Genomic DNA, 23,847 nt, shown 5'->3' with positions numbered 1-23,847 from the left:
GCGTCCGCCCGATTGGGCGTGAACCGGTTGCGCAGGAGGTCCCCATGCTTCCGAAGGCTGAAGCGGCCTATTTCGCGATTGCCGACATCTCCGGCTATACCAACTTCCTCGCGGCGGTCGAGCTCGACCATGCGCAGGATATCATCGCCGATTTCATGGATACGGTGGTGAAAGCGCTGCGCCCGCCGTTCCGCCTCGCCAAGTTCGAAGGCGACGCCGCGTTCGTCTACACCACCGCCGAGACGATCGACGGCTCGCTGCTGCAGGACGCGATCGAGGGCGCCTATTTCAAATTCCGCCGGCGCCTGCGCAGCGTGCGCCAGGCCTCGACTTGCGAGTGTCAGGCCTGCGTCGCGATGGGCGATCTCGATTTCAAGTTCGTTATCCATCATGGCGAGATGGTGAAGCAGAAGATGGGCGGCAGGGAGGAGCTCGCCGGGCGCGACGTCATTCTGGTCCACCGGCTGCTCAAGAACACGGTTGCTGAGAAGATCGGCGGGCGCGCCTACGCGCTCTACAGCGACGCGGCCATCCGCGCGATGGGTGTCGACCCGGTCGCGCAGGGTCTCATCGCCCATCGCGAAACCATCGACGTCATCGGCGACGTGACGCTGTGGGCGCGCGATCTGGAAGCGGCGTGGCGGCAGGAAGACGCGCAAACCCGGATGCAGGTGACGCGCGACGATGCCTACGTCATGCTGGAATTCGACATCGCCGCGCCGCGGCAGACGGTTTGGGAGTTTTTCACCGTGCCCGGGCAATGGCAGAAATGGTGGGACGCCGACACCATCGTCGAGGATTCCGGCAAGGGACGACGCGGTCCCGGTACCAGGAACCACTGCATGCACGGCAACCATACCGTCGTTGAGGAGATGCTCGATTGGCGCCCGCCCGATTATTTCACGGTGGGCATCACGCTTCCGATTCCCGGCGCGCCGCGGATCGTGATGACTCGCGCCGTTCTGGACGGTCCAAACGGAATGACGCATCTGGAGCTGCGGGTCGCCAAACCTAAACCAAAGGATCGAGAGTTCGTCGACGGCGCCGCAGTGAAATACGCCGAACGCATGACCAAGGCGATCGCCGGCTTGCGATCCATGCTGGAAGGGAAGCAGCCTGCCCTCGATGCAGTGGAGGAGCCGGCGTTGACGCGATCGAGCGGACGCTTCCTGACCGAGCCGGTGAAGTCGGGCGCGCGCGGCTGATGCCCAACGCACGGTCCGGGTCTAATGGGGCTGCGTTACTTGCCCGAGCGCGGCAGCTCGTCGATCGCAGCGCGGACCTTGGCCATGGTCGTGGTGCAATATTCCTCGCGCTCCTTCAGGAAGCGCTGCTGCTGGGCGCGGAAATTCGCAACCCGCTCCCGCACCTCGGATCCGAAGTCGCCGCTGATGTCGAGCCTGGCAAAGTGCGGCAGCTGCGCCGGTTGAGGCGGAACTTCGACGACCGTCACCGCCAAAGGCGACGGAGCGGGGGGCAGGCCCTCGATCACGGTCGGCGCCGGAAGCGGAGGCGGTACGACCGCAGCCCGCACCTCAGCCTTGACGCTGAGCGTGGCGACCGCCTCGGCCAAGGCCTGTTCAGCGGCGATCGGCAACGCGGCGGCGGGGGCAGGTGTAGCGGCAGGCGGCGTGGCGGTCGGCTGGGCGGCAGGCGCCGCCGCCGTCCGTGAGGCAGGCGCCGGAAGCTCGGCGTCGGGCAGCTTGCCCTTCACCGACTGTACGAAAGCCATTGTCTGCGCGATCAGGAGATCGCGTTCTTTCATCCACTTCATGGCGCACCCTGAGCGCGCGGATTCCAGCAAAGCAACCGCGCGGAATCAAGCGCTCGCCATCATGATGGTTGACGAAGACGCCTGTTTGGTAGGCGCGGTGACATAATTGTGACACGCCGCGCGGGCGTGGACGGTCAGCGTTGACGGGGATTGGTGTTCGGGACGAACGGGGTACCGACGATCCGGACCCGGGTCTGGGCCAATCCCTGATCCGATGCCGACGCGTGATTCGCAGGCGGTCGCAGCGCGGGGTTCGCCGGCGCGGGTGCCGGATCCAGCAGGGCGACGAGGCCGGCCGCGGCCACGCTGAGCAGCGTGAACGTGCCCAGAAGCAGCAAATTGCGGTCGGATTCGCGGACCCTCATGCGAGGAAAATCGCGTGAAAGGGCATAACGTTCCGAACAAATCCTCAGGGCGTTGTCGAGCGGATTTGGCCTCACCTTGAGGACGAGCATCAGGAGAGGACGAACCGGTAAGCCGTCCGGAACGGGGCGGGGGCCAGCCTAATGGGCCGCTACCGCAGCGGGTACCTGCTCGATGCTGCGGGCCTCGATCAGGTCGGCGTAGCGGCCATATTCCTCGGCCATTTCGAGCAACTTGTCGCGCACCGCGGCGTCGGTCACCTGCCGGGCCAGCCGTCGCGCCTGATCGGATTGGAAGCGGTAATGTGCTGTGTCGGACATGGTGGCGGCTCCTCACATATCTGTAAGGGCCACCCGGCAAAGGTTCATCAAGGCGTCATTGCAGCGTCGGTGGACGATCCGCCGGGGGCGCCGACGTGACCGGCCCCGTCTTGTCCTCGCGGACCTCGACTTCGAACCAGCCCATCTCCTTCAGCTCGCGTGCCTTCTTCTCGGCCGCGTCTTCGCTGTCGCGCTTCAGCACGATTCGGCTGGTGCCATCTCGGGCAAGGATCAAATAGGTCATTGGCAGAGTCCCACCCCGCATTCTGCATACCCCGTTTGGGGCCGCAAGAACAGAAGCAAGGCGAGGGATGGGTGATCCTACGGGAAGGATCCCACGATTCCTGCCAGGGGAGTGTCGCAGCGGCTTTCCGAACCGGCCCCGCGGCGCAGCGCCAGTTCGGAAGGGCGAGTTGCCTCAGCGCTTCACCACCACGTCGATGTGGCGGTTCCTGTCGTCCCACCGGCCGCTCTGCAGGCAGCTCTCGCGGTAGCTGTCGCAGATGGCGAGGTCGCCGCCATGGGTGCGATTCCAGGTCTTGCAGGTCGACGCGATGTAGGTGCAGGTGCATTTGCCCGACGCGCATTGGCGCTCGACAGCGGTTTCGGCGGTGGCCGCCGAAATGGTGGCGGCGAAGGTTGCGAGCAAGATCAGCAATCTCATGGTGATTCCTCAAAATGGTGAAGTCTGGTCGGCGATAATTTCAGGCCGATCAGGATTGGCGGTGTGCCTTAGCGTTGGGTGCAGACGAAGCGGGTGCCGATCTTCGTCGTGCCGGTGGCCCGGCTGCCCTTCTTCGCGACAGGATAGTTGTTGCCGTTCGGGAAGCCGGTGAGATGGATGTAGGCGCTATCGCCGCCATCATACGACCCGGAGATCAGACCCGGGGCGGAGCAGGTCCAGCCTGCGGCGCTTGCCGGGATGCAGCCGATGGCAAGGAAGGCAAGGGCGAGTCCGATTTTCATCTCACCCTCGAGCATCATCGATAGCCCGCGCTGAAGTTATGGTCGCGAATGCCGATCGCCTTGGCCTGTGCTGCGGACACCCGATCCCGACACTGGATGTATCTCAGGACCTGCGCGTCGGTGCCTGCGGAGTGCGCGCGCCACATATCGAGATTGAAGCCGTTCTTGGCCATGCAGGCCTGGGAGTGAGGGCTGTCATTGCGCTCCCTGGCGCTCGCCGGAGCGACGGCCAGTGTGGACAAGACAATCGCGGTGCAGAAAACAATCTTCATTTTGAAATTCCCAAAGATGAAAGTGCCGGAACAATAGCCAGCGGGAACAAAATCACAAGTAGTCGTTGCGAGATGACTCAACGTTCTCGCTAGCGCTTCCTGCAAAACATTGCGAAGCGCAGGGTCGTTGCATTGGCTAGCGGTGAGCGCGATCGACGACGTGGCACTCCCGGCGACCGGAATACTACGGCTCGCTCTGTACATTGTGGGCAATCAGGCGATGCGCTTTGATTGAATCGCGACGACGTGTTCGAATCGCACCGGGAACGACGCGGCGTAGGCCGCGCATATCTGATGGAGGACGCGATGCCCAGGCACTTCGGTTTGAAGGCAGCATCGGCCGCAGGACGGTCGGCGTTCACGGGGTCATCAAGGGATTTGCAGCAGCGGACTGCTTCGGCGTCGGCATCGAAGAAGCATGCTCTGGACAGCGCTGCAGCGTCGAAGCACGCTTCCCCATGCTCGGAACTGCCGTATTCGCCTGCGAGCTGGCGGGGCTGCTGCGGTCGACGGTCGATCTCGGCAGACTGAAGCTGTGTCGCGGCGGCCAGATGGCGGAAATCCAAGCCAGCGGAAATCCAAGCCAATTGGTGCCGGCTGAGGGGATTGAACCCCCGACCTTCAGTTTACAAAACTGCTGCTCTACCGCTGAGCTAAGCCGGCGAATTGGGAATGATTTGCGCGCTCGAATAGCAGACTTGGCGCGCCAGAGCCAGAACCAAGGCTTGAACCGAGCAGGCGAGAAGCGATCGCGCCCCCGTATCGGCCCGACAGCAAAAGGCGGCCCGCGGGCCGCCTTTTGCGCCGTCGGCCTAATCAGCTGAGCTACTGGCAGGGATGCTGGCGGCCGTCGCTGCCGCGGAACCAGGTGCCGGGGGTGCAGACAAAGCCGTTTTGCCGGGCATATTCGGCGCCGCCGATCGGGGCGCGGGCATATTCGGCGCCGCCGATCGGGGCGCGGGCATAGTCGGGGCCGCCGAACGGGGCGGTGGCGACCGCAGCCGCCGTGCCGACCGCGCCGCCGACGACGCCACCGGCCACGCGGGCCGCGGCGTCGACAGGCGCGAACGGGCCGGGGTCATAGCGGTTGTAGCTGCCCTGCCAGCCTCGGTCCCGCCGATCGATGCGCTGGTGATAGGCGGTGCGGGTGGTGGCCGGTGCCGTCGCCTGGCATCGGGCGTCCGGCCAGGCGTTCGAGCAGCGCGCGGGGGTGCCGATCGTCTGTTGCGCCATCGCCGGGCTCGCCAGCGCCGAGGCGAGCAGGGCTGCTGCGCCGAGGATTTTGAATTGTGTCATGCGAAATCTCCTCTCGTCGTCGAGAGCTAATCTCGCGGTGCCGCGCCTGTTCCAGCGCGGCCTTGCCCTGTGTTCAAAGCAGTGTGAAGTTCACCAGGCTCGTGCGCATGATGCGTTCCGGAGCATGCTGCCTTTGACGAGAATTGCGTGTACAGCGGTGAACGGACTGATGTCGGTGCCGACGCGGGGGATTGATGTTCGGAATTTTGAGTCTTGGCTTTCTGCTCGGCATGCAGCATGCGCTGGAGCCGGATCATATCGCGGCGGTATCGAGCATCGCGGCCCGCCGCAGCCATGTCGGTGACATCGTCAAGCACGGGCTGACCTGGGGACTTGGCCACACGCTCACTTTGTTCATCTTTGCCGGCGCCGCGATCCTGCTCGGGCGCGCGATCCCGGAAACGGTCGCACAGCCGATCGAGACCGCGGTCGGTATCATGCTGGTCGGCCTCGGCGCGCATGTGTGGTGGCGGCTGTGGCGCGACCGCGTGCACTTCCACACCCATTCGCACGGCGACGGCACGACGCACTTCCACGCCCACAGCCATGCCGGTGAAGCCGCATCCACCGTGGCGCTTGCGTCCACCGTGGCGCGTGCGTCCACCGTGCCGCACGTCCGCGCCGCGCACAGCCATGCGCACGGCTTCCGCTGGCGCACGCTCCTGGTCGGCCTGATGCACGGCATGGCCGGCTCGGCGGCGCTCCTGGTGCTGACGGTGTCGCAGGCCCCAAGTCCGGTGATCGGGCTCGGCTATGTCGCGCTGTTCGGCATCGGCTCCATGATCGGCATGGGCGTGCTGTCCAGCGTGATCGCGGTGCCGCTCGCAGCCTCGGCGCGCTGGCTGACCTGGGCCAATCGCGGCCTGCAAATGGCGGTCGGCGCGGTCACGATCGCGATCGGCGTCCACGCGATCGTCGAGAACGCCTTCACCTGACGGGTAGGCGGCTTCCCGAAGCAAGATGACGTTGCGTCGATTTGAGCGACAGAGTCTGCGTCACCTCGCCCCGCGTGCGGGGAGAGGTCGGAACGCATCGTCAGATGCGTTCCGGGTGAGGGGGACTCTCCGTAAACGTAGCTATCACCGTATCCGCGGAGCCCCTCACCCCAACCCTCTCCCCGTAAGAACGGGGAGAGAGGGCACTTCGGCGCCCGTTAACGATTTCTGATTCCGCACGGCCGCATTGACCGGATGCCGATGCTTACGCGTTAGGCTTACCGGCAGTTTGGCCGGCGTCCTTAACCCTTCCGCCAAGCCGTTGGATTAGGTTGTGGTAGAACAATTCGGGACGCTGGGTGAACATGCGCGCAAGTCTTGCGCTGGCGATATTGGCTGCGATGAGCTCGACGGCGCTGGCCGGCGGCGGCTTCGACATTGTCGTGCCGGTGCGGCCCGGCGTGCCGATCATCATTAACGGCGTCGACGCCTCCTACGCCGTGGTCGAAAGCGCGATGGGGCTCGCTCGCAACGAGTCGATGGTGCCGACCGTCTATGGCGGCCGCCCGATCGATCCCCAGCCGAATGTCGGCCACTATTATCCGAGCCTCGGCCGCATGCCGGGTTACGGCCGCCTCGAGATCGAGCCGCCGGCCAACCGCCGCCTGCCCAAGCCGGCCGAGAGCTACCATCAATCGTGGGGCGCGGAATCGGCTCCGCTGCCGGCACAGTCCAACGTGCCGGTCGATCCGCCGCCGGTGATCTACGCGCCGGAGTTCAACGGGCCGCGGCCGCTGCCGCGCCCGTTCCCGCGGCCACCGCGACCCCGAGGATTCTGACATCGACTGCCCGAAATCAAGAGCCCCGCGAAACGGGGGTCCTGAATAGCCATCAAGAGCTACGCGACGAACAGAGAGACCTACAGGAGAGAGTAATGCGTCAAATGATCAAAGGACTGATTGCGGCGGTGGCCGTCATGCTGAGCGCGCCCGCAATGGCGTGCGGTTTCAACCCTTGCGGCTATTCCGCGCCCGTCGTGAATTACGGCTGCGGTGGTTGTGGCGGTGGCTACTATGGCGGCTACGGCTACGGCGCCGTCGAACGTCTGCCCGACCCGGATGCCGCTTATCCCAGCGCGGCGCAGCAATACTATTACGTCAACCAGGGACCGACCTACACCGGTCCGGGCAACTGGGCACCGCGTCCGTACTACCGCGAAGGCTATGGTCGCCCGTATTACGGCTATCGCCGCTATGGCTACCGTCACTACGGTTACCGCCATCACTACGGCTATCGTTCGCACTACGGCTATCGCTACGGCCGCTACGGCCATCCGGTGCTGCGCCGCTACTATTGATCCGATCGTCAGTTCGAGACATCAGCGCCCGTTCGCGTCACGCGAGCGGGCGTTTGTCGTTCACATCAGCCCGAGCCGGCTGGTGCCGATATAGAGCGCGAGCACACAGGCGTTCGACACGTTGAGGCTCTTGATCTCGCCGGGCATGTCGAGGCGGGCGACGAGGCGGCAGGTCTCGCGCGTCAATTGCCGCAAGCCCTTGCCTTCGGCGCCGAGCACCAGCGCGAGCGGCGCTTGCAGCGCGGCCTTGCCGAGATCCTCGGTGCCCTCGCTGTCGAGGCCGACGGTCTGGAAGCCGCGCTCGTTCAACTCGTTCAGCGCGCGCGCCAGGTTCTGCACGGTGACCATTGGCACCAGCTCGAGCGCGCCGGAGGCGGACTTCGCCAGCACGCCGGTCGCCTCCGGGCTGTGACGGGCGGTGGTGACGATCGCCTTCACCGCGAACGCCGCGGCCGAGCGCAGGATGGCGCCGACATTGTGCGGATCGGTGATCTGGTCGAGCACCAGCACGATGCCCTCCAGCGCCAGCGTGTCGATGCCGGGCGAGGGCAGGGGATCGGCCTCCGCCAGGAGGCCCTGATGCACCGCATCGGGGGTGAGGCGCCGGTCGATCTCGCTGGGCCGGACGATCTCGGGGGTGACACGGGTCGCGATGTCTTCGTCGGCGAGGCGCTTGGCCGCGTTCTCGGTGAGGTAAAGCTTGCGGATATGGCGGTCGGGGTTCGCAAGCGCGGCCGACACCGTGTGCCAGCCATACAGAATCACCGGCCCGTCGGAACCGGATTCGCGTTCCCGCCGGGCCGGCGGGCGGCCGAATTTCGGCCCTTTTTGGAAGGGCTTACCGCCCTTGCCTCGGAAATTGGGTTTGCGGTCGCGATCGCTCATGTGAGGCTTGTGTCACGGCTCCTGAATATTGGCAATTTTACACAGCGTTTTCGAGCGAAGTGGGGGTCCGGTTCGCGTGAAGAAAGCGCGACAAAACAAGAATCTAGCCGCAAGACTCGCTACTTTGGAACAGAGATCGCCCGAGCCTGCAAAAGTATCCCAATTAGATGGCTGGCTTGGTTGACTTTGGGGACCGCCTTCCCCCATAAACGCGCCCGACCGCGCACCCGCTTCGGGTCGGCCGGTTATCAGCGTCATTTCGATGACCGGTCCGCCGCCACTCGCGCGGCCGGTCTGATGCTGTTGGACGGGGGAGTGTCCCGAGTGGCAAAGGGAGCTGACTGTAAATCAGCCGCCTCATGGCTTCGCAGGTTCGAGTCCTGCCTCCCCCACCATATATTTAATTGAAATCATTGGTGTATTTTTTGCCCTAGCTTGCTTCGCAAGGCGTTCGCGCTTGACCCAGCGCGCTGGGTCAGCGCGGGGTCAAAGGCCGCAATGGCATTTTCGAATCCTTGCTCCAGTGAGACGTTGTCCACCGATATTCGAATCCTTGGACCAATGAGGAGTGTCCACTGTGTATTCGAATCCTTGAAAGACGGAACCTTCGCGCCCTGCCAGAGCTCAACGAGGCGACCGCATTTCGGATCGATTTTTGACCGGCGGCGCAGCGCGGATGAGAGGATGACGGGCGAGGTCATATCGCCCTCGATGGCGCAGGCCAGCACAGCGGAAAGAGCAGCATCGACCTCGACCGCGCCGATCACGTGCTTCTTCAGTTGTCGGATGGAGACCGCGATGCTGGCGGTCGCACTGCCTCGGATCGCGGTCGGCCAATCCTTGTCGGAGATCGCTTGAATCTCGATCAATGTCCTTCGCAGGCGCCGAAGGTCGGTTCTCGAGTACGAACCTGGCGCGCGAGTTCGCCACCACTTGGCGGGCGACTCGAACAACGTAGTTGGCAGGGGAACGATTGCTGGCGTCTGCTCTCTTCGCGTTGTATGCTGGTGGATGTTTTCGGAATAACCGAGTTTGTGAGCGATTGCCGACATGCGTGATTTCCCCAAGAGTGAGTACGAGACGAGCGACCTCAGGCCAAAGCAGGACGGAGTGGGATTCGACGCGCGAATCCCTCCGTCGGATTTGATTTGAGGGTGAAGTGGAGGCGACTAAATCCTTTGGAAGAATTTGGGGCTAGGCTTCGGTACGACGCCTCGCGGGCGAGCGGCTGCGGGCGGCACGGGCCTGGCTCAGGTGGAGCCAGGATGATCTGTCCGCGCGTGCCGGAGTTTCGAAGAGTTCAATTGCGGATTACGAGACAGAAAAGTCCCTGCCATACTCAGGGACTCTGGCTAGTCTGCAGCGAACGATTGAGTCAGAAGGTATTCAATTTAAGTTCGATGGGCTTGTGCCGAAAGGGATCTCGATTCCTTGACGCTTCATTGAAGGACTGAGCTCGCCGGAATCCGTTAAGCCAACTCCCGAGCGGCAAGCCTTCCTATTTCGTATCGTTTCAATCAGTGCCCCACTCGCGTCGATCCCCAACCCCATCTTACGGCGCTGCCGAACTTGTCTACGGCATTGATGCCTTTGGCAAGATTCGACATGTTTCCGAGGTCGAGCGAGGCTTCGCCTGCCGCTGCACTTGTCCCGCATGTGGAGTGCCGCTCATTGCAAGAAAAGGCGACGACAATGTCCACCACTTTGGGCATCAGGCTTCGTATGCGTGTGCCAATGCGCCGGAAACAGCATTGCATAAGCTCGCGAAAGAGATCGTCTCGACAGAGCGTCGGCTGGTAGTTCCCGAGGTCAGAGCCGAATTCAACGGTAAGGCTGTCATCCTTCATCGGAGGCGGCTCGTTCTATTCGACAACGCGGTCGAAGAAGCGCGGCATCTCAAAGATCTGGTGCCGGATCTTTATGTCGAGCGCGACGGACACCGCCTGCTGGTCGAAATTTACGTGACGCACGCGTGCGACGAATTGAAGCGCATCGAACTGAAAAACCAAGGAATCGCTGCGGTCGAGATCGATCTGTCACGTCTTCCAAGGGATGCGTCGCGGTCCGAGGTTGAAGAAGCTGTTATCGAGAAGGCGAGGCGCATTTGGCTCTTTCACCCCAAAATTGACTCTGAACTGAAGGCCATGCGCGCGAGACATCTTGCGAAGGAGGACGCACGACGCCGCAAGTTCGAGAATGAAGTTGCGGATTGTCTGCGGCGGTACGACGTCGGTTTGAATGAGTTGGTTGGTCGCAAGGTCAAACCATTCGATCAGGGCGGAGAATTCTTTCGAATGGGACTGGGGTCCCATATCGGGTGCGCGGTGGGCGGCGCCGGTGCGTTTCGTGTAACTGAGCGGGAATGGCAGTATCGGGTCCTCCGCACCTTCCTTCCAGCGGACGCAAAACGGTCCTCTTATCGGCACCTAGCAATTTTCGAATGGCTCAAGAAGCGAGGCTTGATAAGAGCCGTTTTCGACTACGTCCATCCCGATCTCGAGGACGCCGCGCGCAAGCGAAATGATCAATTTCGCAGTCCCTATCGCGCGATCGAAGCGTATCTTGATGAACTCGTCGATCGGGGCGTGCTCCAGAAAATTCGGGCATATTCGCTGTCAACAAGCGTGTTTGAAAGGCTGCTCGGTCTTCGTGCAAGCGATCAGCGCAAGGAATCCCGCAGAACGGACCTTTTCGAACGCATCAATAAGATACTGGCGGTTCTGCCTGATCACGAACGAAGTGAGTTTTCCATCGACGCTTGGCTTACATTGCCTCAGGAGGGGGGGCTATCGTTCGGTAGCGCGATTGAGGCTGACGATGACAACTTCGACAAGATGATTGCGACACTTCGCAAGATCGAGGCGATGATGTTCCGGAAGGGGCCGTCAGTTCTACAGACACTTCATTTGCCGGTTGACCGGGAGCAAGAGCGCCAAATGAACGCACGGCAACTGGAAGCCGAGGCGAAGGAACAGAAAAAGGCGGAAGCCTTACGCATAGCCGCCGAAGAGCGAGGGGAAAGACTCCGATCCAATGCCACGGCGCACGGAGACGAGTGGGCCGCTTGGATTGGAACGGAGCATCCGCATCTCCGCGGGATGACGCCGTTAGCGACCGCAATTTCCGGAGAGGACGGAGTACTTCAGGCACTCCGCCTCTTGCGGGACGAGGTGGATAAACGCGCTCGCGAATGGGCAAAGGTCAGGGAAATCGAGGGATGGCGATCAGCCCTCGAGGCGGAGGTCTCCACGATCTTGGGAGGTGCTGCGCATCCCTTCCTGAATTCACCATATCCCCTGGGATCGAGCGGTAGGAAGTTCAGGCCAAGAGACTATTGCGTGTCGAAAGCGACATTCGCAGAGTGTGTCGACCTCGCCAGGAATGTACTCAAACGGCGGCGGTAGCATTTGACACGAGGTGCTTCGGGCACCTTGAGACCACCGAGATCGATCATCAGTTTCGCCGAACGGCGTGATGCGTATCGCATTTGTGCGGCAGCTTAATGATCCGGGCGTCTTTACCGGTACGACGCATGTGCCATTTCAAGAGTGCCCTCCGTTGCGGGTCTCGATGATCCCGTCGACAGTTGCGCATATCTCGCGTCACCGCCGGAGTCCCGAGCGCGGCGACCTTAGCTGATACTCATATCGTTAGCCGTTTGAGACCTATGCGCCTCGAACTTTCACCGCTCCTTCGGTCCTGCCTGCGCGGACATCCGTGGTATCATTGCCGTGGTCTGTCGGCTCCGTGGAGCTGGGTGGCTGCAGGGCGGGACAATCCTATCGGTGTGGAGAGAGCTTGTTCGGCGGCCGTGCGTCGTGTGCTCTGACGCGCGGAACCGGGTGAGTTTGACTGGTGAGACGCATCGCAAAGCGATGTCGGAAAGTTTGAGTTAACTGATGGATCTGCGCCATACTGTCGCAGTCTTGGCGCGGCGAGTCGCATCCCGTCAGTCTCGTGGGGCTTGCCTCACTGGAGAATAATCGGAAAACCTGTCGATTACGTGTTTTTTTGAATCGCGGAGTGCGTCGACACTTGAGCGGTAGCATCCATCCTGCCTGAGCATCGTGCTTTCTCCATTGAGAAACAAAAGAAACCGTTTGCAACGTGCGGCAGCACCTTCTACCAATTGCAGGCTACCGTTGTCTTTGTCAGGGCTTCGGCTAGGTCGCACGTTTGACTATCGACGCGAGTATGCCTCGCGCCTATGGCGGACCGGCGTGCGGATGGTCGAGATTCCTGCATCCCACCTGTTCGAAGACGAATCTTCAAAAACCGGTGGGACGAAGCCTATCCAAGATTTTGGATCACGATGCCACGTCGGCGCAGGCATCGTGTCCGAGGTGCAGACCGGAACCAGGTTGCCGATTGGTCTAGAAGCGATGGATACGGAGGTTCTACACTTTGATGTAGATCTTGGAGCATGGATGCGAGCGCTTAGTGCGCTTCCAACCGGGCCCTTTACCGAGGCAGACGTTCGGATATGGCTTGAGGGACCGCTGCGCAAGTTCTTTCCCTTTGAGCGGTTCATCTGTTCATATGGTGACCTGTCGGGGGGACGGATTCAAATTCGCTCCTTGTTGTCGTGTGGCTATGCCCCTGATTTCCTCGCTAGCATAGAGCGAACGTTCGACCTTACTGAGCGGGGCAGTCTCGCATGGTGGGTCGGAAATCGTAAGGCCTTCATTCTCGATGCGACCGGCGGGTTCGATGAAGCTGGCAATCCGATTCCAACCAGCCAACAGGAGCGCGACGAAATTCAGCGCTTCCAACTGGGGACCGTCGCGGCGCATGGAGTGGTGGACCCGTTCGTCAATACGGGGACATATGTCAGCTTCTCGGGCGTACCAAACGCAGCACCCGGCGGCACGTTGGCGTCGCTGAATCTGATTGCGCCTATCGTGCATACATTATTTCTAGCCACAAAGCCGATGGTTGGTTCGGAGGTCGGAAGGTTCGGATTAACCGATCGACAGCGGCAGCTGGTCAATCTTGCTCTCGAAGGCTTATCCGACAAGGAAATTGCATCGCGCCTTTCAATTTCCGACAACACCGTCGGAAATCATCTCAGGGCGATATACGCTCGCCTGGGGATCAGTAGACGAAGTCAGCTAATCGCTGCTCTCAAGATGAGATAGCACGAACGTGCTATCGCCAGAATCCACAAAAATGCGATGAACTGACGCCTGGGCAGGCATAACCCAAAGGCGGGAGGCGATGAACGGATCGATCTCTAGACTTCGGCCATTGGAAATGAACTGGGCGTCGCGGATGAAAATCTCCAGCCCTATCGCTGTCGCTTGGAGTGTTGTCGATCTAATGAAGCGGAAATTCTTCGTTTCACTACGATACGTTCAGGTTCCGCTTCCAGGCGCGAGCTTGCGCCTATTAGAAACAATCAGTGGGCGTTGAGGCCAACAAGATGAAGCGGCTCGCCATTGCAGCGATCATTGCTTCCGTAGCTCTCGTTGTAGTGGGCGTGAAGAGCTGGGAGATTGCGGTAAGCTGGCTTTTAGGTATTGCCCCTCGCGAGCACCACATTGGCGCCACATACGGCGATATTCCGCCGCTGCGCGTGCCAGCACATCTGGAGCAAGGTGTGCCGATAGAATTCAGGGCTCGAATTACCAGCAGTCGTAACTATGAACTGAACCTTCTCGTCTACTTCGGTAGCAAAGAAGAGCGGTCCGTAGTCGAGCGCCTAATAGGCACGCGGCATGTTGCGCCGGGCGAGATAACACAGCCAGTGAGCGAGATGCCGACAACAGTTCGCGTCGTCGTTCGAAACCAAAGCGGGCACGAATTATCGGACCAGACGATACATTCAGATGGACGTCTGATGACGGCGGCCGATTACCTCGGTCGAGGCCTCGCGGTGCTCCCTTTGGATGAAGGTACCTACTTCATCAGCGTAACGCCACTGAGGGACGTTCCGGCCCTGAGGTCCTTTCGTGTCGAATTCGAACTGAACGCACCACCTGCGTGAGTGTTTCACTGGGAAACAAAGGCATCAACCATGGCTACGCTTACTGTCAAAATTGCGCCCATCGGTACGGAAACGGCGCACGGCCCGTCCGTGGTGGGACACATTTGGCTTGAGCTGACAGATTCCGCAGGCGTGACGACGAGCTACGGATTTCATCCGTCCGTCGATGGGAAGCCTCACTGGGACGGTGTCGTAAGACACGATGACAGCACAGTCTACAGCTCGACGTCGTTCGATCGGACAATTTCGCTGACGGAGCAGCAATTCCAAACCTTGCAGGACTTTGTGCAGAACCCCGGGGACCACGGGTTCTCCATGGAATATGATGGGCTCTATAACAGCTGCATAGACTTTGTATTCAATGCCCTCGGACAGGTAGATTGGGGCATGGGTTGGTGGGCTGGATGGGGCGGGGAAGGCGTGCTCCTTCCAGATTGGTGGCTCAACAAATGGTGGGTCTCCACTTCGCTGTTTCGCATCGAGTACAGCGGGTATTTTGAGCCGTTCCGCGAGAAGTTTGGTCTGATCATGGCGCAAATGGTCGCCTCGCCATTGTTTTTGGTCAAGCGAGATCCGCTCATCCTTGACCTCGATGGCGATGGGATCGAACTCTCATCACTGTCCGACTCCTCCGTCCATTTTGACTACAATGGTGACGGATTCGCTGAGAAGACCGGATGGATATCTGCTGACGACGGAATCTTAGCAATCGACTACAATGGCGACGGGGTTATTAACAGCGGTCTCGAGCTCTTCGGGTCTTCTACCCAAGATGGATTCGCAGTCCTCGAGAAACTCGATAGTAATGGTGATGGCAAAATCGACGCCCAAGACGTTGATTTTGCAAAATTGCGAATTTGGCGCGATCTAAACCAGAACGGAATCACCGACGCAGGGGAACTGAAAACGCTTACTGAAACGGGCGTCGCTTCGATATCACTCCAGCGCGAACCGGTAGATGGCACAAATCAGGGGCATCACGTTGGCTTCGGGGCTAACTTCATTCGTGCCGACGGTTCGATTGGCACCGTTCAGTCCATTTATTTCCAGACCGACGGTCAGCAGTCCGTCGCTGATCATACGCCCGATTTTACCCCGGGAGACGGGGTCGATAAGCTGCCTTTGTTGCAAGGGTCTGGCCTTATCGACAGTATCGCCTACAAGGTGACGAACGACGCAGACTTCCGTGTCTCGTGGACGGCGCTCGCAGACAATGCTGCGACATTGACCGGAACTGAATTGCGGGAAGCATTCCAATCTCTATTGTTGCAGTGGGCCGGTGTGGCGACAATCGATTCCGGGAGCCGGGGACGGTTTGTTGATGCGCAGCATCTCGCTTTTGTCGAAAAGTTCTACGGAAACACCTATCGAGAGATCGTCGACGGAGAGGAGTGGACCACATCTCCAAGTGAGTCGGACGCCGGGGCAAATGTCGAAGCCGCGTTCTCGCAAATTGCGAGCGCGTTGGAATTGATGTTCCTCGCTCAAGTTCCGTGGAGTTTGGCGGCACGCGGTGTCGTGACGAACGACATGGTGAATAGTCCGTTTCTCTATTTTAGTATGCTTGATTTCAATACGTATGCTCCAGATGAAGCTCAACCAACTACACCGTTCAATATTGGCACGGTTATTGACTTCATTGCGGCCTTTGCGCCGGCTGCAAACGGAGGTGCGGTCGAATATCTCTCCAAGGCTCTAATTGGTCTTGATGGGATCGTTCAGTTGGCATTCGGCGGTGATCGTGCTGCCTATTTGGCGACTGTGCTGCCTCACCTGGCGGCAATAGCGGACCCGGTCGTGCTCGGCGTTGCGGTCCATATTGTGGACGGTACAGCCTTGCTCGGGCATGGGTCCGCGGAAGCCATCAATGGCACCAACGCGGACGACGTTGTATTCGGCGGCGGTGGTGGGGACGTGGTCGACGGAAGTGGCGGTAACGACATCTACGTCTATTACAAGCATGAGGGCAATCTTTGGATTAAGGACAGCGGCCCGGCAACAGACAGCGACAAGCTCGTACTCACCGATCTCAACTCCGCTGATCTCAGCTTTGTGCGCATTGGCAACGATCTCCTGATCAAGATCACCGAAACCGGCAAGTCGGTCGTGGTCGAGAGCTTCTTCTCGGGGGAAGGCATTGAGGTCCTGCGCTTTGCCGATGGCACGGAATGGAATCGTACGCAAATAAAGGGGGCCAGCGTCTTCCAGGGGGACGGTCACGGCAACCAGATCAGCGACTCGTCGTCGGATGATGTCATCCATGGCGGGCGCGGCGACGATTCCATCCAGATCAGCGGCGGCAATGATACGATCCTTTACGGCAAGGGCGATGGGTACGATGTCGTCACCGACTCGTCCAACTCGCTCGCTGATCATGACAGGCTGGTTCTGACGGACCTCAATTCGAACGACATCGAGCTCGCGCGAGTCGGCTGGCATCTCGTTCTGACCGTGAAGGCGACCGGCGAATATATCGATTTCACCAATTTCTTTCCGTTCGACAGCGACTGGAACAGGTACGCGCCCAGTATCGACGAGATCAAATTCGCCAATGGCGAGTCCTGGAACAGGGCCCAGATCCAGCAGAGCGCCTGGTATCGTGGAACCGATCAGAGCGATAGCATCACTGCGTCCAACCTGAACGATACGATCGAGGGCGGCAAGGGCGACGATTTTCTTGATGGGTGGGCCGGTAGCGACACCTATGTCTGGAACAAGGGAGACGGTAACGACCAGATAACTGATTCAATGTCGAGCTCGACCGACGTCGATACGCTCTGGCTGCAGAATGTCACGACGGATGACGTTTCCTATTCTTATCAGGGCAAGACGCTGCTCCTGACCATCAAATCGACCGGCGAGATCATCACGGTTCAGAGCTTCTTCGCCGGTGTGTCCGATCTGCTCACCGGAGCCGGTGACTACGGATATGGCATCGACGTCATCAAGTTTGCCGATGGCAGCTCCATCGACCGGCTGCAGATCATGCACAACGCCGGTGCCGAATATCTCGGCATGAAGCCCGAAGTGTCCAGCTTTTCGATCCAGTATCTGGGCCTGGTGTGGGCGATGTTTGTCGACGAGTTCGGCCATAGCGGCAACATCGCTGGACAACATGCGTCTGGGATCGACGATGTCTGGAATGCGTATGCCTATGGTGGTCCAGGCGGCATGCTCGGTATTCCGGGACAGTATCAGCCGAATCCCTTCAACGGCGGCGGCAAGAATTTCCTCAACGGAGGAGACGGCAACGACATCTTCGTTGCCGGTGGCGATCAGGACGTCCTGAGCGGCGGCGGTGGCGACGATATCCTGTTCGGCGACTTCATGGACGAGAATGTCGGCTACGGTAACGACGTCATCGATGGCGGCAACGGCAACGACGCGATCTATGGCGGTCCGGGTATGGACTTTATCGACGGCGGCAGCGGCGACGATTACCTGTCCGGCGGGAGCGGCAAGGACTACATTTTTGGCAACCTTGGCAACAACACGTTCGTCGGCGGATCCGGCGACGATGTCCTCTACGCCACCCAGGCGGGCGCCTCCGGCAACGACACCTACATCTATGCTGTCGGTGACGGCAACGACATCATCTTTGAAACGAGCAACGTCAATGCGCCCGACACGAACGACGCTCTGGTTCTGACCGATATCGCCTCGTCAGATGTCGAGCTTTCCCGCTCCGGCTCCGATCTTCTCATTCGCATCAAGGCGACCGGCGACATCATCACGGTCGCCTCTCATTTCGTCGGTCGAAGTGCCGACAGCGACACTGCCGGTGCTGGGTTGGAGTTCATCCGCTTCGCCGACGGGGAGTGGGGTCGAAAGCAGATCCGCGAGGCCGCCTGGGTTCGCGGAACCGATGGCCGCGACGTACTCAGTGACTCGAGCGTTGACTCCAGCACGTTTGAAGGCGGCAAGGGCGACGATGTGCTGCTGGGCGGACAGAACAACACCACCTTCATCTACAAGAGCGGTGACGGCAGCGATATCATCAACGATGGCACCACCAATGCGTTCAGGCCGCTATCAGTCGACATGCTGAAATTCACTGACCTCGGCGTTGCGGATCTCGAATTCTCCCGCTCCGGAGACGATGTGCTGGTCAAGGTTCTCGCGACCGGCGATGTCATCACGCTGGTTGGCCAGTTTCGCGATGGCGTCACCGCTACCGGCGTCGGCATGGAACGGGTCCAGTTTGCCGACGGGACCGTCTGGGACCGGCAGCAAATCCGCCAGCAAGCCTGGTTCAGGGGCACCGACGGCAAGGATGCCATCCAGCTCTCCAGCGCGTTTGACGACACAGTCGAGGCAGGCAAGGGCAACGACATCATCTATTCCGGTGACTATGTCGGGAGCGGCAGTGATACGTTCGTTTACTCGCGGGGCGATGGCAACGATGTCATCAGCGAGCAGTCGAAGAATGTGTTTGCGTCGCAGGAAACGGACGTTCTGCTGTTCAGGGACATCGATGCCTCCGACGTGATTCTGACCCGCTCGGGCAACGACCTGCTCGTCAAGATACTGTCGACCAACGAAACCATCACCGTGCTCGGCCAGTTCATCGACGGCCTCGGCGAGGCCGGGGGCACGGGGCTTGAGGCCATCAAGTTTGCCAATGGTGATCAGTGGGGACGTCAGACGATCCTCAGTGTCGCCATGAGCATGAGCCCGTTCATCGTCGGCACCAGGGGCAATGATACGCTGATCGGAGCGTGGACTTCGCAAAACATCTATGGCGAGACCGGAAACGACACCCTGGACGGGCGAGGCGGCAGCGATCTGCTCTATGGCGGCGCTGGCGACGACAGGCTGATCATCAGCGTCAGCGCTCCCGGCGATCTCGTGACCGCGGATGGCGGCGTCGGCACGGACACACTGGATCTGTCGGGGTTCGGCGCCGCCGCCTGGGTCGATCTTGTGACCAACGGCGCGGAGGTCCGGACCAGGGACCAGGGCGACCTGTCGAGCGGGACGTGGCGCGATGTTGCCGAGGTGGCCCGGGTCGAAAACATCACCGGCACCGCGTTCTCCGATCAGATCTCGGGCGATGCCGGCGACAACGTTCTCATCGGTGGCGGCGGAAATGATACCCTCGATGGCCGCTCCGGCAACGACATCCTGCTCGGCGGAAGCGGCGACGACAATCTGACCGGCGGCATGGGGGCGGACGTCCTCGACGGCGGCGACGGCGCGGATGTGCTGAGCGGCGGTCTCGGAACGGATCTGCTGATCGGCGGTGCGGGTAACGACGTGCTGACGGGCGGAACCGAAGCAGATGTCTTTGTCCTCGGCGCCGGCTCGGGTTCCGACACGATCACCGATTTCGTGGCCGGGACCGGCACGGACCACGACGTGATCAGGTTTGATCGCACGGTGTTCTCAAGCTACGCCTCGGTTCTCGCAGCGGCGAGCCAGGTTGGTTCGGACGTCGTTGTTGCGCTGGCGGGCGGCGACAGCCTTACATTGCAGAACGTCTTGCTGACCGATCTGACCGCCGACAATTTCGAATTCCGACGCCTGGACAACGTGGCGCCCACGGCGGTCACGGTGACGGGCGGATTGGTGAGCGAGAATGCCACCCCAGGTACGGTGGTTGCGACGCTGTCGGCGGTCGATGGCGGCGATATCGGGGCGCATAGCTTCAGCATTGTCGGTAACGACGACTTCTTCGAGATCGTCGGCAACGAAATCCGCGTCAAGAGCAGCGCTGTCATCGACTACGAGCGGGGTGCCCAGCATCAGCTCACCATCAAGGTCGCGGATGATGACGGGCTGTCGCTGACGACGACGATCGCAGTGAACATCCTCGACGAGGTCAAGGTCTACACCGGGACCGCCGGGGACGACGTGCTGTCCGGCGGTTCGGGGGCGGATATCCTGATCGGCGGGGCGGGCAATGACCGGCTCGTTGGCGCCGGCGGCTCCGACGAATATCGCTACAACAGCGGCGACGGCCGCGACCGCATCATCGATATCGGTGGTGCTGTCGACACCGACCGGCTCGTGCTCGGCACCGGGATCGCTCCGTCGCAGGTGGTTGTCGCGCGTTCGTCGCTGGGCAATTCCGACGTGGTGCTGCTGCTCGCGAATGGCGAGACTATCGTCCTCCAGGATCAACTGTCGACTGCGTCGGGCGTCGGGCTCGAGGAGATCAAATTCGCCGACAACACGACATGGAACCGCGCTGACATCTTGGGGCGGCTGGACAATCATCTGATCGTAGGCTGCACCGGCATCGAAGCGCTCACTGGAGGTCAGGGCGCCGATATCTTCATCGCCGGTGCCGGCAATGAGACGTTGAGCGGTTATGGTGGCAGCGACACCTATCGCATCGGTCAGGGCATCGGTGACGACGTCATTGTCGAGGGCAGCGAGGAAGGCACCGACAGGATCGAACTGGTCGGCCTCGACAGCGACGATGTGCAATTCCTGCGCAGCGGCACGGACCTCGTTATCAGGATCCTTGCAACCGGCCACACCGCGACCGTGCGTGGCCAGTTTGGGGTGTCATCCGCGGGCGTGGAGCAGATCGCCTTCGCCGACGGGACCGTGTGGGACCGGACGCAGATCATCCATAACGCCGTGACGTTCGGATCGGCTGGCAACGACACGGTGGTGGGCACGCCGGGCGACGACGTTCTGCAGCTCGGCGGCGGCGACGACGTGATCAACGCCAGCGCCGGTAACGACACGATCATCTATTCGCGCGGCGATGGCAACGACACGATCAACACCGGGGCCAACGCGCCGGACCAGGTCGATGTGCTGCGCTTCACCGATCTCAACGTCGATGATCTATCGTTCATGCGCAGAGACAACGACCTTGTGATCAAGGTTCGCAGCTCGGGCGAGACGATCACGGCAAAGCAACAGTTTACGACCGTAACCGATGATTGGGGGATCGGCCGCATCCAGTTCGCGAACGGCACGATATGGGACAAGGCGGCGATCGTCGCGGCGGCTGTGATCACCGGCACGGCCTCCGGTGAGACCGTCAGAGGCACCGACGCAGCCGACGTCATCGATGGCCTGGGCGGCAACGACGATTTGCGTGGCGGCAATGGCGGCGACACCTATCTCTACCGCGCCGGGTCGGGCAACGACACGATTTACGAAACGTCGACCGATAACGGGATCGACGTCGTCAACCTGATTGGATTGACGTCCACGGACGTGACTTTCCGGCGCAGCGGCGGTGACCTGTTAATCACCATCGTTGTAACCAGCGAAGTGCTCAAGGTCGTCGACCAGTTCAACGGAACTGGCGGCGTCGAGCAGATCGTGTTCGCGAACGGAGCGAGCTGGGACCGCAACCAGATTCTGGAAGCGGCTTCATTCGTTCCCGGCACCAACGGCGATGACACATTGCGTGGCACCACCGGAAACGAGATATTTCTCGGCGGATTGGGTAACGACTATCTCAACGGCACCGCGGGCAGCGACACGTATATCTATCGGCTCGGCGACGGCAACGACACCATCTACGACGGATCGTGGTCGACGCCGGATATCGATGTGCTTCGCTTCACCGATCTGAACGCGTCGGATCTCAGCTTTACGCATTCAGGCACGTACCTGATTGTCACGGTCAACGCCAACGGCCAGACCGTGACGGTTCAGGATGAGTTCAACTCAAGTGGCGGTGTCGAGCGTATTGAATTTGCCGATGGCACATCCTGGGATTTCGCAGCGATCACCGCCAATGCCTGGTTCCGAGGCACATCCGGCGATGACACGTTGCGCGGGACCGGGGGCAACGAAATCTTCTTCGGTCTCCTGGGCAACGACTACCTGAATGGCGCCGCCGGCAGCGACACCTACCTCTATCGGCTCGGCGACGGCAACGACACCATCTACGATGGATCGTGGTCAACGCCGGATGTCGATGTGCTTCGCTTTACCGACCTCAATGCGTCGGATCTCAGCTTCTCGCGTTCAGGTACGTACCTGATCGCCACGGTCAATGCCAACGGCCAGACGGTGACGGTTCAGGATGAGTTCAACGCAAGTGGCGGCGTCGAGCGCATTGAATTTGCGGACGGCACGTCGTGGGATTTCGCGGCGATCACCGCCAGTGCCTGGTTCCGCGGCACGTCGTCCGGCGACACCTTGAACGGAACGAGTGGCAACGACACCTTCGTCGGCGGCCTCGGCAACGATACCCTCAGGGGCACCGCCGGAAGCGACACCTACATCTACCGGCGCGGAGACGGCAGCGACATCATCAACGATGACTCCGGCTCGACGGTCGATATCGATGTGCTCCAATTGACCGATTTGAATGCGTCAGATCTGACGCTGAATCGCTCCGGGACAAGCCTGATCATGGCCGTCAACGGAACGGGACAGGCCATCACGGTTCTGTACCAGTTCTATTCGCAAACCGCGAATTGGGGGATCGAAAGGGTTGAGTTCGCCGACGGCACGTCCTGGGACCTCGCGGCAATCATCGCCAATGCCTGGATCCGCGGCACGGCTGGAAACGATCAATTGAATGGATCGAGCGGGAACGACATCTTCTTCGGTGATCTCGGCAACGATAATTTCAGTAGCGGCCCGGGCAGCGACACGTACATCTATCGCCTGGGAGACGGCAACGATTACATCAACGACGAATCGGGCTCGACGACGGACGTCGACGTTGTCCACTTCACCGACCTTAATGCCTCGGATCTCACGTTCAGCCGCGTTGGCGTGAATCTGGTCATGACCGTCAATTCGAATGGTCAGACGGTGACGATCGATGAGCAGTACTATTCGACGTCCGCGAACTGGGGCATCGAGAAGATTGAGTTCGCAAACGGCGAGACCTGGGGGCTTGCGGCAATCAACTCCGCCGGGTGGATACGCGGCACGGCTGGCAGCGAAACGCTGACTGGTACCATCTGGAACGATACGTTCCAGGGTGGGCTTGGCGATGACACCTTCAACAGCGGTGCCGGAAGCGACACCTACGTGTATTCGCGGGGCGACGGAAACGACTACATCAACGATGAGTCCGGCTCAATTGTCGATGTCGACGTCCTTCGCTTCACGGACATCAATCCGGACGACCTGACAGTGAGCCGTGTTGGCGTCAATCTGGTTGCGACCGTGAATTCAAACGGTCAGACGATCACCATCGATGAGCAGTTCTATTCCCAGAGCGCCAATTGGGGCATCGAGAAGTTCGAGTTCGCGGACGGTAGCTCGTGGAATCTGCAGACCATCAACGCGAACGCCTGGTATCGCGGCACAGCTGGCAACGACACGATGACCGGTTCATCGTGGAACGACACTATCGCGGGCGGTGAGGGCAATGACGTGATGTCCGGCGGAGCCGGAAACGACACGTTCGTCTTCCGCGCCGGGCTGGGGCAAGACACTGTGACCGATTTCACGCCGGGGTACGACGTGATCGAATTTCGTGATGGGCTCTTTTCGGATGCCGGGTCGGCCCTGGCCACAGCTACAGCTTCAGGCAGCGACACTTTGATCAGTATCGATGCCGGGGATAGCATCCTGCTCAAAAATGTGAATCTCGCCACGCTAAGCCAAGCCGATTTTCATATCGTGTAGATTCGCACAACGTCGATCCTGAACAAACGTTGTTCGATTTGGTTACTCTGGCAGGTCAATCGTTTCCAGCGAAATGGACATCGATGAGGTTTTATGGATACGCGCGTCCAGCCGTCGTCGCGACCGCGA

General features: G+C 60.5%; 19 protein-coding genes and 2 tRNA genes. 10 read left to right on the top strand and 11 right to left on the bottom strand.

The window, feature by feature from the left end; all coding sequences use genetic code 11:
- Nucleotides 1-44 precede the first annotated feature (44 nt).
- Nucleotides 45-1,205 (top strand): DUF2652 domain-containing protein, encoded by a 1,161-nt coding sequence (locus ACVMIH_RS12465; RefSeq protein WP_456855816.1) that lies wholly within the window; start codon nt 45-47, stop codon nt 1,203-1,205.
- 35 nt (nt 1,206-1,240) lie between these two features.
- Here ACVMIH_RS12465 and ACVMIH_RS12460 read toward each other — a convergent pair whose 3' ends face one another.
- The 9 genes from ACVMIH_RS12460 to ACVMIH_RS12420 all read right to left on the bottom strand — a co-directional run bounded on the left by ACVMIH_RS12460 (nt 1,241) and on the right by ACVMIH_RS12420 (nt 4,991).
- On the bottom strand, nt 1,241-1,774 hold the full coding sequence (locus ACVMIH_RS12460) for a hypothetical protein (protein ID WP_076831546.1): 534 nt from the start codon (nt 1,772-1,774) through the stop codon (nt 1,241-1,243).
- 134 nt (nt 1,775-1,908) lie between these two features.
- Nucleotides 1,909-2,229: a hypothetical protein gene (locus ACVMIH_RS12455; RefSeq protein WP_456862035.1), complete on the bottom strand. Its 321-nt coding sequence runs from the start codon at nt 2,227-2,229 to the stop codon at nt 1,909-1,911.
- 48 nt (nt 2,230-2,277) lie between these two features.
- Complete coding sequence (locus ACVMIH_RS12450; RefSeq protein WP_141339738.1) at nt 2,278-2,457, bottom strand: hypothetical protein; 180 nt, start codon at nt 2,455-2,457, stop codon at nt 2,278-2,280.
- A 55-nt stretch (nt 2,458-2,512) separates the two neighbouring features.
- A complete protein-coding gene (locus tag ACVMIH_RS12445; RefSeq protein ID WP_141339737.1) occupies nt 2,513-2,701 on the bottom strand; it encodes a hypothetical protein in 189 nt (62 codons plus the stop codon).
- A gap of 174 nt (nt 2,702-2,875) precedes the next feature.
- The gene (locus tag ACVMIH_RS12440; protein ID WP_076831538.1) at nt 2,876-3,121 is read right to left on the bottom strand and encodes a hypothetical protein; all 246 of its coding nucleotides are present in this window, start codon (nt 3,119-3,121) and stop codon (nt 2,876-2,878) included.
- A 68-nt stretch (nt 3,122-3,189) separates the two neighbouring features.
- On the bottom strand, nt 3,190-3,423 hold the full coding sequence (locus ACVMIH_RS12435; protein WP_168856709.1) for a hypothetical protein: 234 nt from the start codon (nt 3,421-3,423) through the stop codon (nt 3,190-3,192).
- A gap of 14 nt (nt 3,424-3,437) precedes the next feature.
- The gene (locus ACVMIH_RS12430) at nt 3,438-3,695 is read right to left on the bottom strand and encodes a hypothetical protein (RefSeq protein ID WP_028335372.1); all 258 of its coding nucleotides are present in this window, start codon (nt 3,693-3,695) and stop codon (nt 3,438-3,440) included.
- 588 nt (nt 3,696-4,283) lie between these two features.
- Nucleotides 4,284-4,358, bottom strand: a tRNA-Thr gene (locus ACVMIH_RS12425).
- Nucleotides 4,359-4,520: 162 nt separating this feature from the next.
- The gene (locus ACVMIH_RS12420; RefSeq protein WP_456862033.1) at nt 4,521-4,991 is read right to left on the bottom strand and encodes a hypothetical protein; all 471 of its coding nucleotides are present in this window, start codon (nt 4,989-4,991) and stop codon (nt 4,521-4,523) included.
- Nucleotides 4,992-5,185: 194 nt separating this feature from the next.
- Between ACVMIH_RS12420 and ACVMIH_RS12415 the strand changes: the two genes are divergently transcribed.
- From ACVMIH_RS12415 to ACVMIH_RS12405, 3 genes are all read left to right on the top strand, one after another.
- Nucleotides 5,186-5,926 (top strand): sulfite exporter TauE/SafE family protein, encoded by a 741-nt coding sequence (locus ACVMIH_RS12415; RefSeq protein WP_057019619.1) that lies wholly within the window; start codon nt 5,186-5,188, stop codon nt 5,924-5,926.
- Between the two features lie 365 nt (nt 5,927-6,291).
- Entirely contained in the window at nt 6,292-6,765 is a 474-nt protein-coding gene (locus ACVMIH_RS12410) for a hypothetical protein (RefSeq protein WP_057019618.1), read from the top strand.
- A 95-nt stretch (nt 6,766-6,860) separates the two neighbouring features.
- The gene (locus ACVMIH_RS12405; protein WP_194295396.1) at nt 6,861-7,283 is read left to right on the top strand and encodes a hypothetical protein; all 423 of its coding nucleotides are present in this window, start codon (nt 6,861-6,863) and stop codon (nt 7,281-7,283) included.
- 60 nt (nt 7,284-7,343) lie between these two features.
- On the opposite strand, the gene rlmB is transcribed toward ACVMIH_RS12405, so the two are convergent.
- Nucleotides 7,344-8,168, bottom strand: a complete 825-nt coding sequence (rlmB, locus tag ACVMIH_RS12400; RefSeq protein WP_057019616.1) for a 23S rRNA (guanosine(2251)-2'-O)-methyltransferase RlmB — start codon at nt 8,166-8,168, stop codon at nt 7,344-7,346.
- A gap of 309 nt (nt 8,169-8,477) precedes the next feature.
- Here rlmB and ACVMIH_RS12395 point away from each other — a divergent pair.
- A tRNA-Tyr gene (locus ACVMIH_RS12395) sits at nt 8,478-8,563 on the top strand.
- A 15-nt stretch (nt 8,564-8,578) separates the two neighbouring features.
- Here the strand turns inward: ACVMIH_RS12395 and ACVMIH_RS12390 are convergent.
- Nucleotides 8,579-9,037, bottom strand: a complete 459-nt coding sequence (locus ACVMIH_RS12390) for a hypothetical protein (RefSeq protein ID WP_456862031.1) — start codon at nt 9,035-9,037, stop codon at nt 8,579-8,581.
- 359 nt (nt 9,038-9,396) lie between these two features.
- Between ACVMIH_RS12390 and ACVMIH_RS12385 the strand changes: the two genes are divergently transcribed.
- The 5 genes from ACVMIH_RS12385 to ACVMIH_RS12365 all read left to right on the top strand — a co-directional run bounded on the left by ACVMIH_RS12385 (nt 9,397) and on the right by ACVMIH_RS12365 (nt 23,718).
- A complete protein-coding gene (locus ACVMIH_RS12385; RefSeq protein ID WP_456866462.1) occupies nt 9,397-9,603 on the top strand; it encodes a helix-turn-helix domain-containing protein in 207 nt (68 codons plus the stop codon).
- A gap of 226 nt (nt 9,604-9,829) precedes the next feature.
- The gene (locus tag ACVMIH_RS12380) at nt 9,830-11,572 is read left to right on the top strand and encodes a hypothetical protein (protein ID WP_456862029.1); all 1,743 of its coding nucleotides are present in this window, start codon (nt 9,830-9,832) and stop codon (nt 11,570-11,572) included.
- Between the two features lie 822 nt (nt 11,573-12,394).
- The gene (locus ACVMIH_RS12375; protein WP_456862027.1) at nt 12,395-13,306 is read left to right on the top strand and encodes a response regulator transcription factor; all 912 of its coding nucleotides are present in this window, start codon (nt 12,395-12,397) and stop codon (nt 13,304-13,306) included.
- A 284-nt stretch (nt 13,307-13,590) separates the two neighbouring features.
- Nucleotides 13,591-14,154 (top strand): DUF5625 family protein, encoded by a 564-nt coding sequence (locus tag ACVMIH_RS12370; protein ID WP_456862025.1) that lies wholly within the window; start codon nt 13,591-13,593, stop codon nt 14,152-14,154.
- 30 nt (nt 14,155-14,184) lie between these two features.
- Nucleotides 14,185-23,718 carry a calcium-binding protein gene (locus tag ACVMIH_RS12365; protein ID WP_456862023.1) on the top strand — a complete coding sequence of 3,178 codons (9,534 nt, stop codon included), beginning with the start codon at nt 14,185-14,187 and terminating at the stop codon, nt 23,716-23,718.
- The last annotated feature ends 129 nt before the right edge of the window (nt 23,719-23,847 follow it).

The organism is Bradyrhizobium sp. USDA 4503, assembly GCF_054055815.1.
Note: the sequence above shows the minus strand (reverse complement) of the source record. Positions and strands in the feature narration are given on the sequence as shown.

What these genes read in the sequence shown, in the direction of transcription:
- ACVMIH_RS12465 (WP_456855816.1), top strand. Translation starts at nt 45, where the DNA reads ATGCTTCCGAAGGCTGAAGCGGCCTATTTCGCGATTGCCGACATCTCC.
- ACVMIH_RS12460 (WP_076831546.1), bottom strand. Translation starts at nt 1,774, where the DNA reads ATGAAGTGGATGAAAGAACGCGATCTCCTGATCGCGCAGACAATGGCT.
- ACVMIH_RS12455 (WP_456862035.1), bottom strand. Translation starts at nt 2,229, where the DNA reads ATGCTCGTCCTCAAGGTGAGGCCAAATCCGCTCGACAACGCCCTGAGG.
- ACVMIH_RS12450 (WP_141339738.1), bottom strand. Translation starts at nt 2,457, where the DNA reads ATGTCCGACACAGCACATTACCGCTTCCAATCCGATCAGGCGCGACGG.
- ACVMIH_RS12445 (WP_141339737.1), bottom strand. Translation starts at nt 2,701, where the DNA reads ATGACCTATTTGATCCTTGCCCGAGATGGCACCAGCCGAATCGTGCTG.
- ACVMIH_RS12440 (WP_076831538.1), bottom strand. Translation starts at nt 3,121, where the DNA reads ATGAGATTGCTGATCTTGCTCGCAACCTTCGCCGCCACCATTTCGGCG.
- ACVMIH_RS12435 (WP_168856709.1), bottom strand. Translation starts at nt 3,423, where the DNA reads ATGAAAATCGGACTCGCCCTTGCCTTCCTTGCCATCGGCTGCATCCCG.
- ACVMIH_RS12430 (WP_028335372.1), bottom strand. Translation starts at nt 3,695, where the DNA reads ATGAAGATTGTTTTCTGCACCGCGATTGTCTTGTCCACACTGGCCGTC.
- ACVMIH_RS12420 (WP_456862033.1), bottom strand. Translation starts at nt 4,991, where the DNA reads ATGACACAATTCAAAATCCTCGGCGCAGCAGCCCTGCTCGCCTCGGCG.
- ACVMIH_RS12415 (WP_057019619.1), top strand. Translation starts at nt 5,186, where the DNA reads ATGTTCGGAATTTTGAGTCTTGGCTTTCTGCTCGGCATGCAGCATGCG.
- ACVMIH_RS12410 (WP_057019618.1), top strand. Translation starts at nt 6,292, where the DNA reads ATGCGCGCAAGTCTTGCGCTGGCGATATTGGCTGCGATGAGCTCGACG.
- ACVMIH_RS12405 (WP_194295396.1), top strand. Translation starts at nt 6,861, where the DNA reads ATGCGTCAAATGATCAAAGGACTGATTGCGGCGGTGGCCGTCATGCTG.
- rlmB (WP_057019616.1), bottom strand. Translation starts at nt 8,168, where the DNA reads ATGAGCGATCGCGACCGCAAACCCAATTTCCGAGGCAAGGGCGGTAAG.
- ACVMIH_RS12375 (WP_456862027.1), top strand. Translation starts at nt 12,395, where the DNA reads ATGGTCGAGATTCCTGCATCCCACCTGTTCGAAGACGAATCTTCAAAA.
- ACVMIH_RS12370 (WP_456862025.1), top strand. Translation starts at nt 13,591, where the DNA reads ATGAAGCGGCTCGCCATTGCAGCGATCATTGCTTCCGTAGCTCTCGTT.
- ACVMIH_RS12365 (WP_456862023.1), top strand. Translation starts at nt 14,185, where the DNA reads ATGGCTACGCTTACTGTCAAAATTGCGCCCATCGGTACGGAAACGGCG.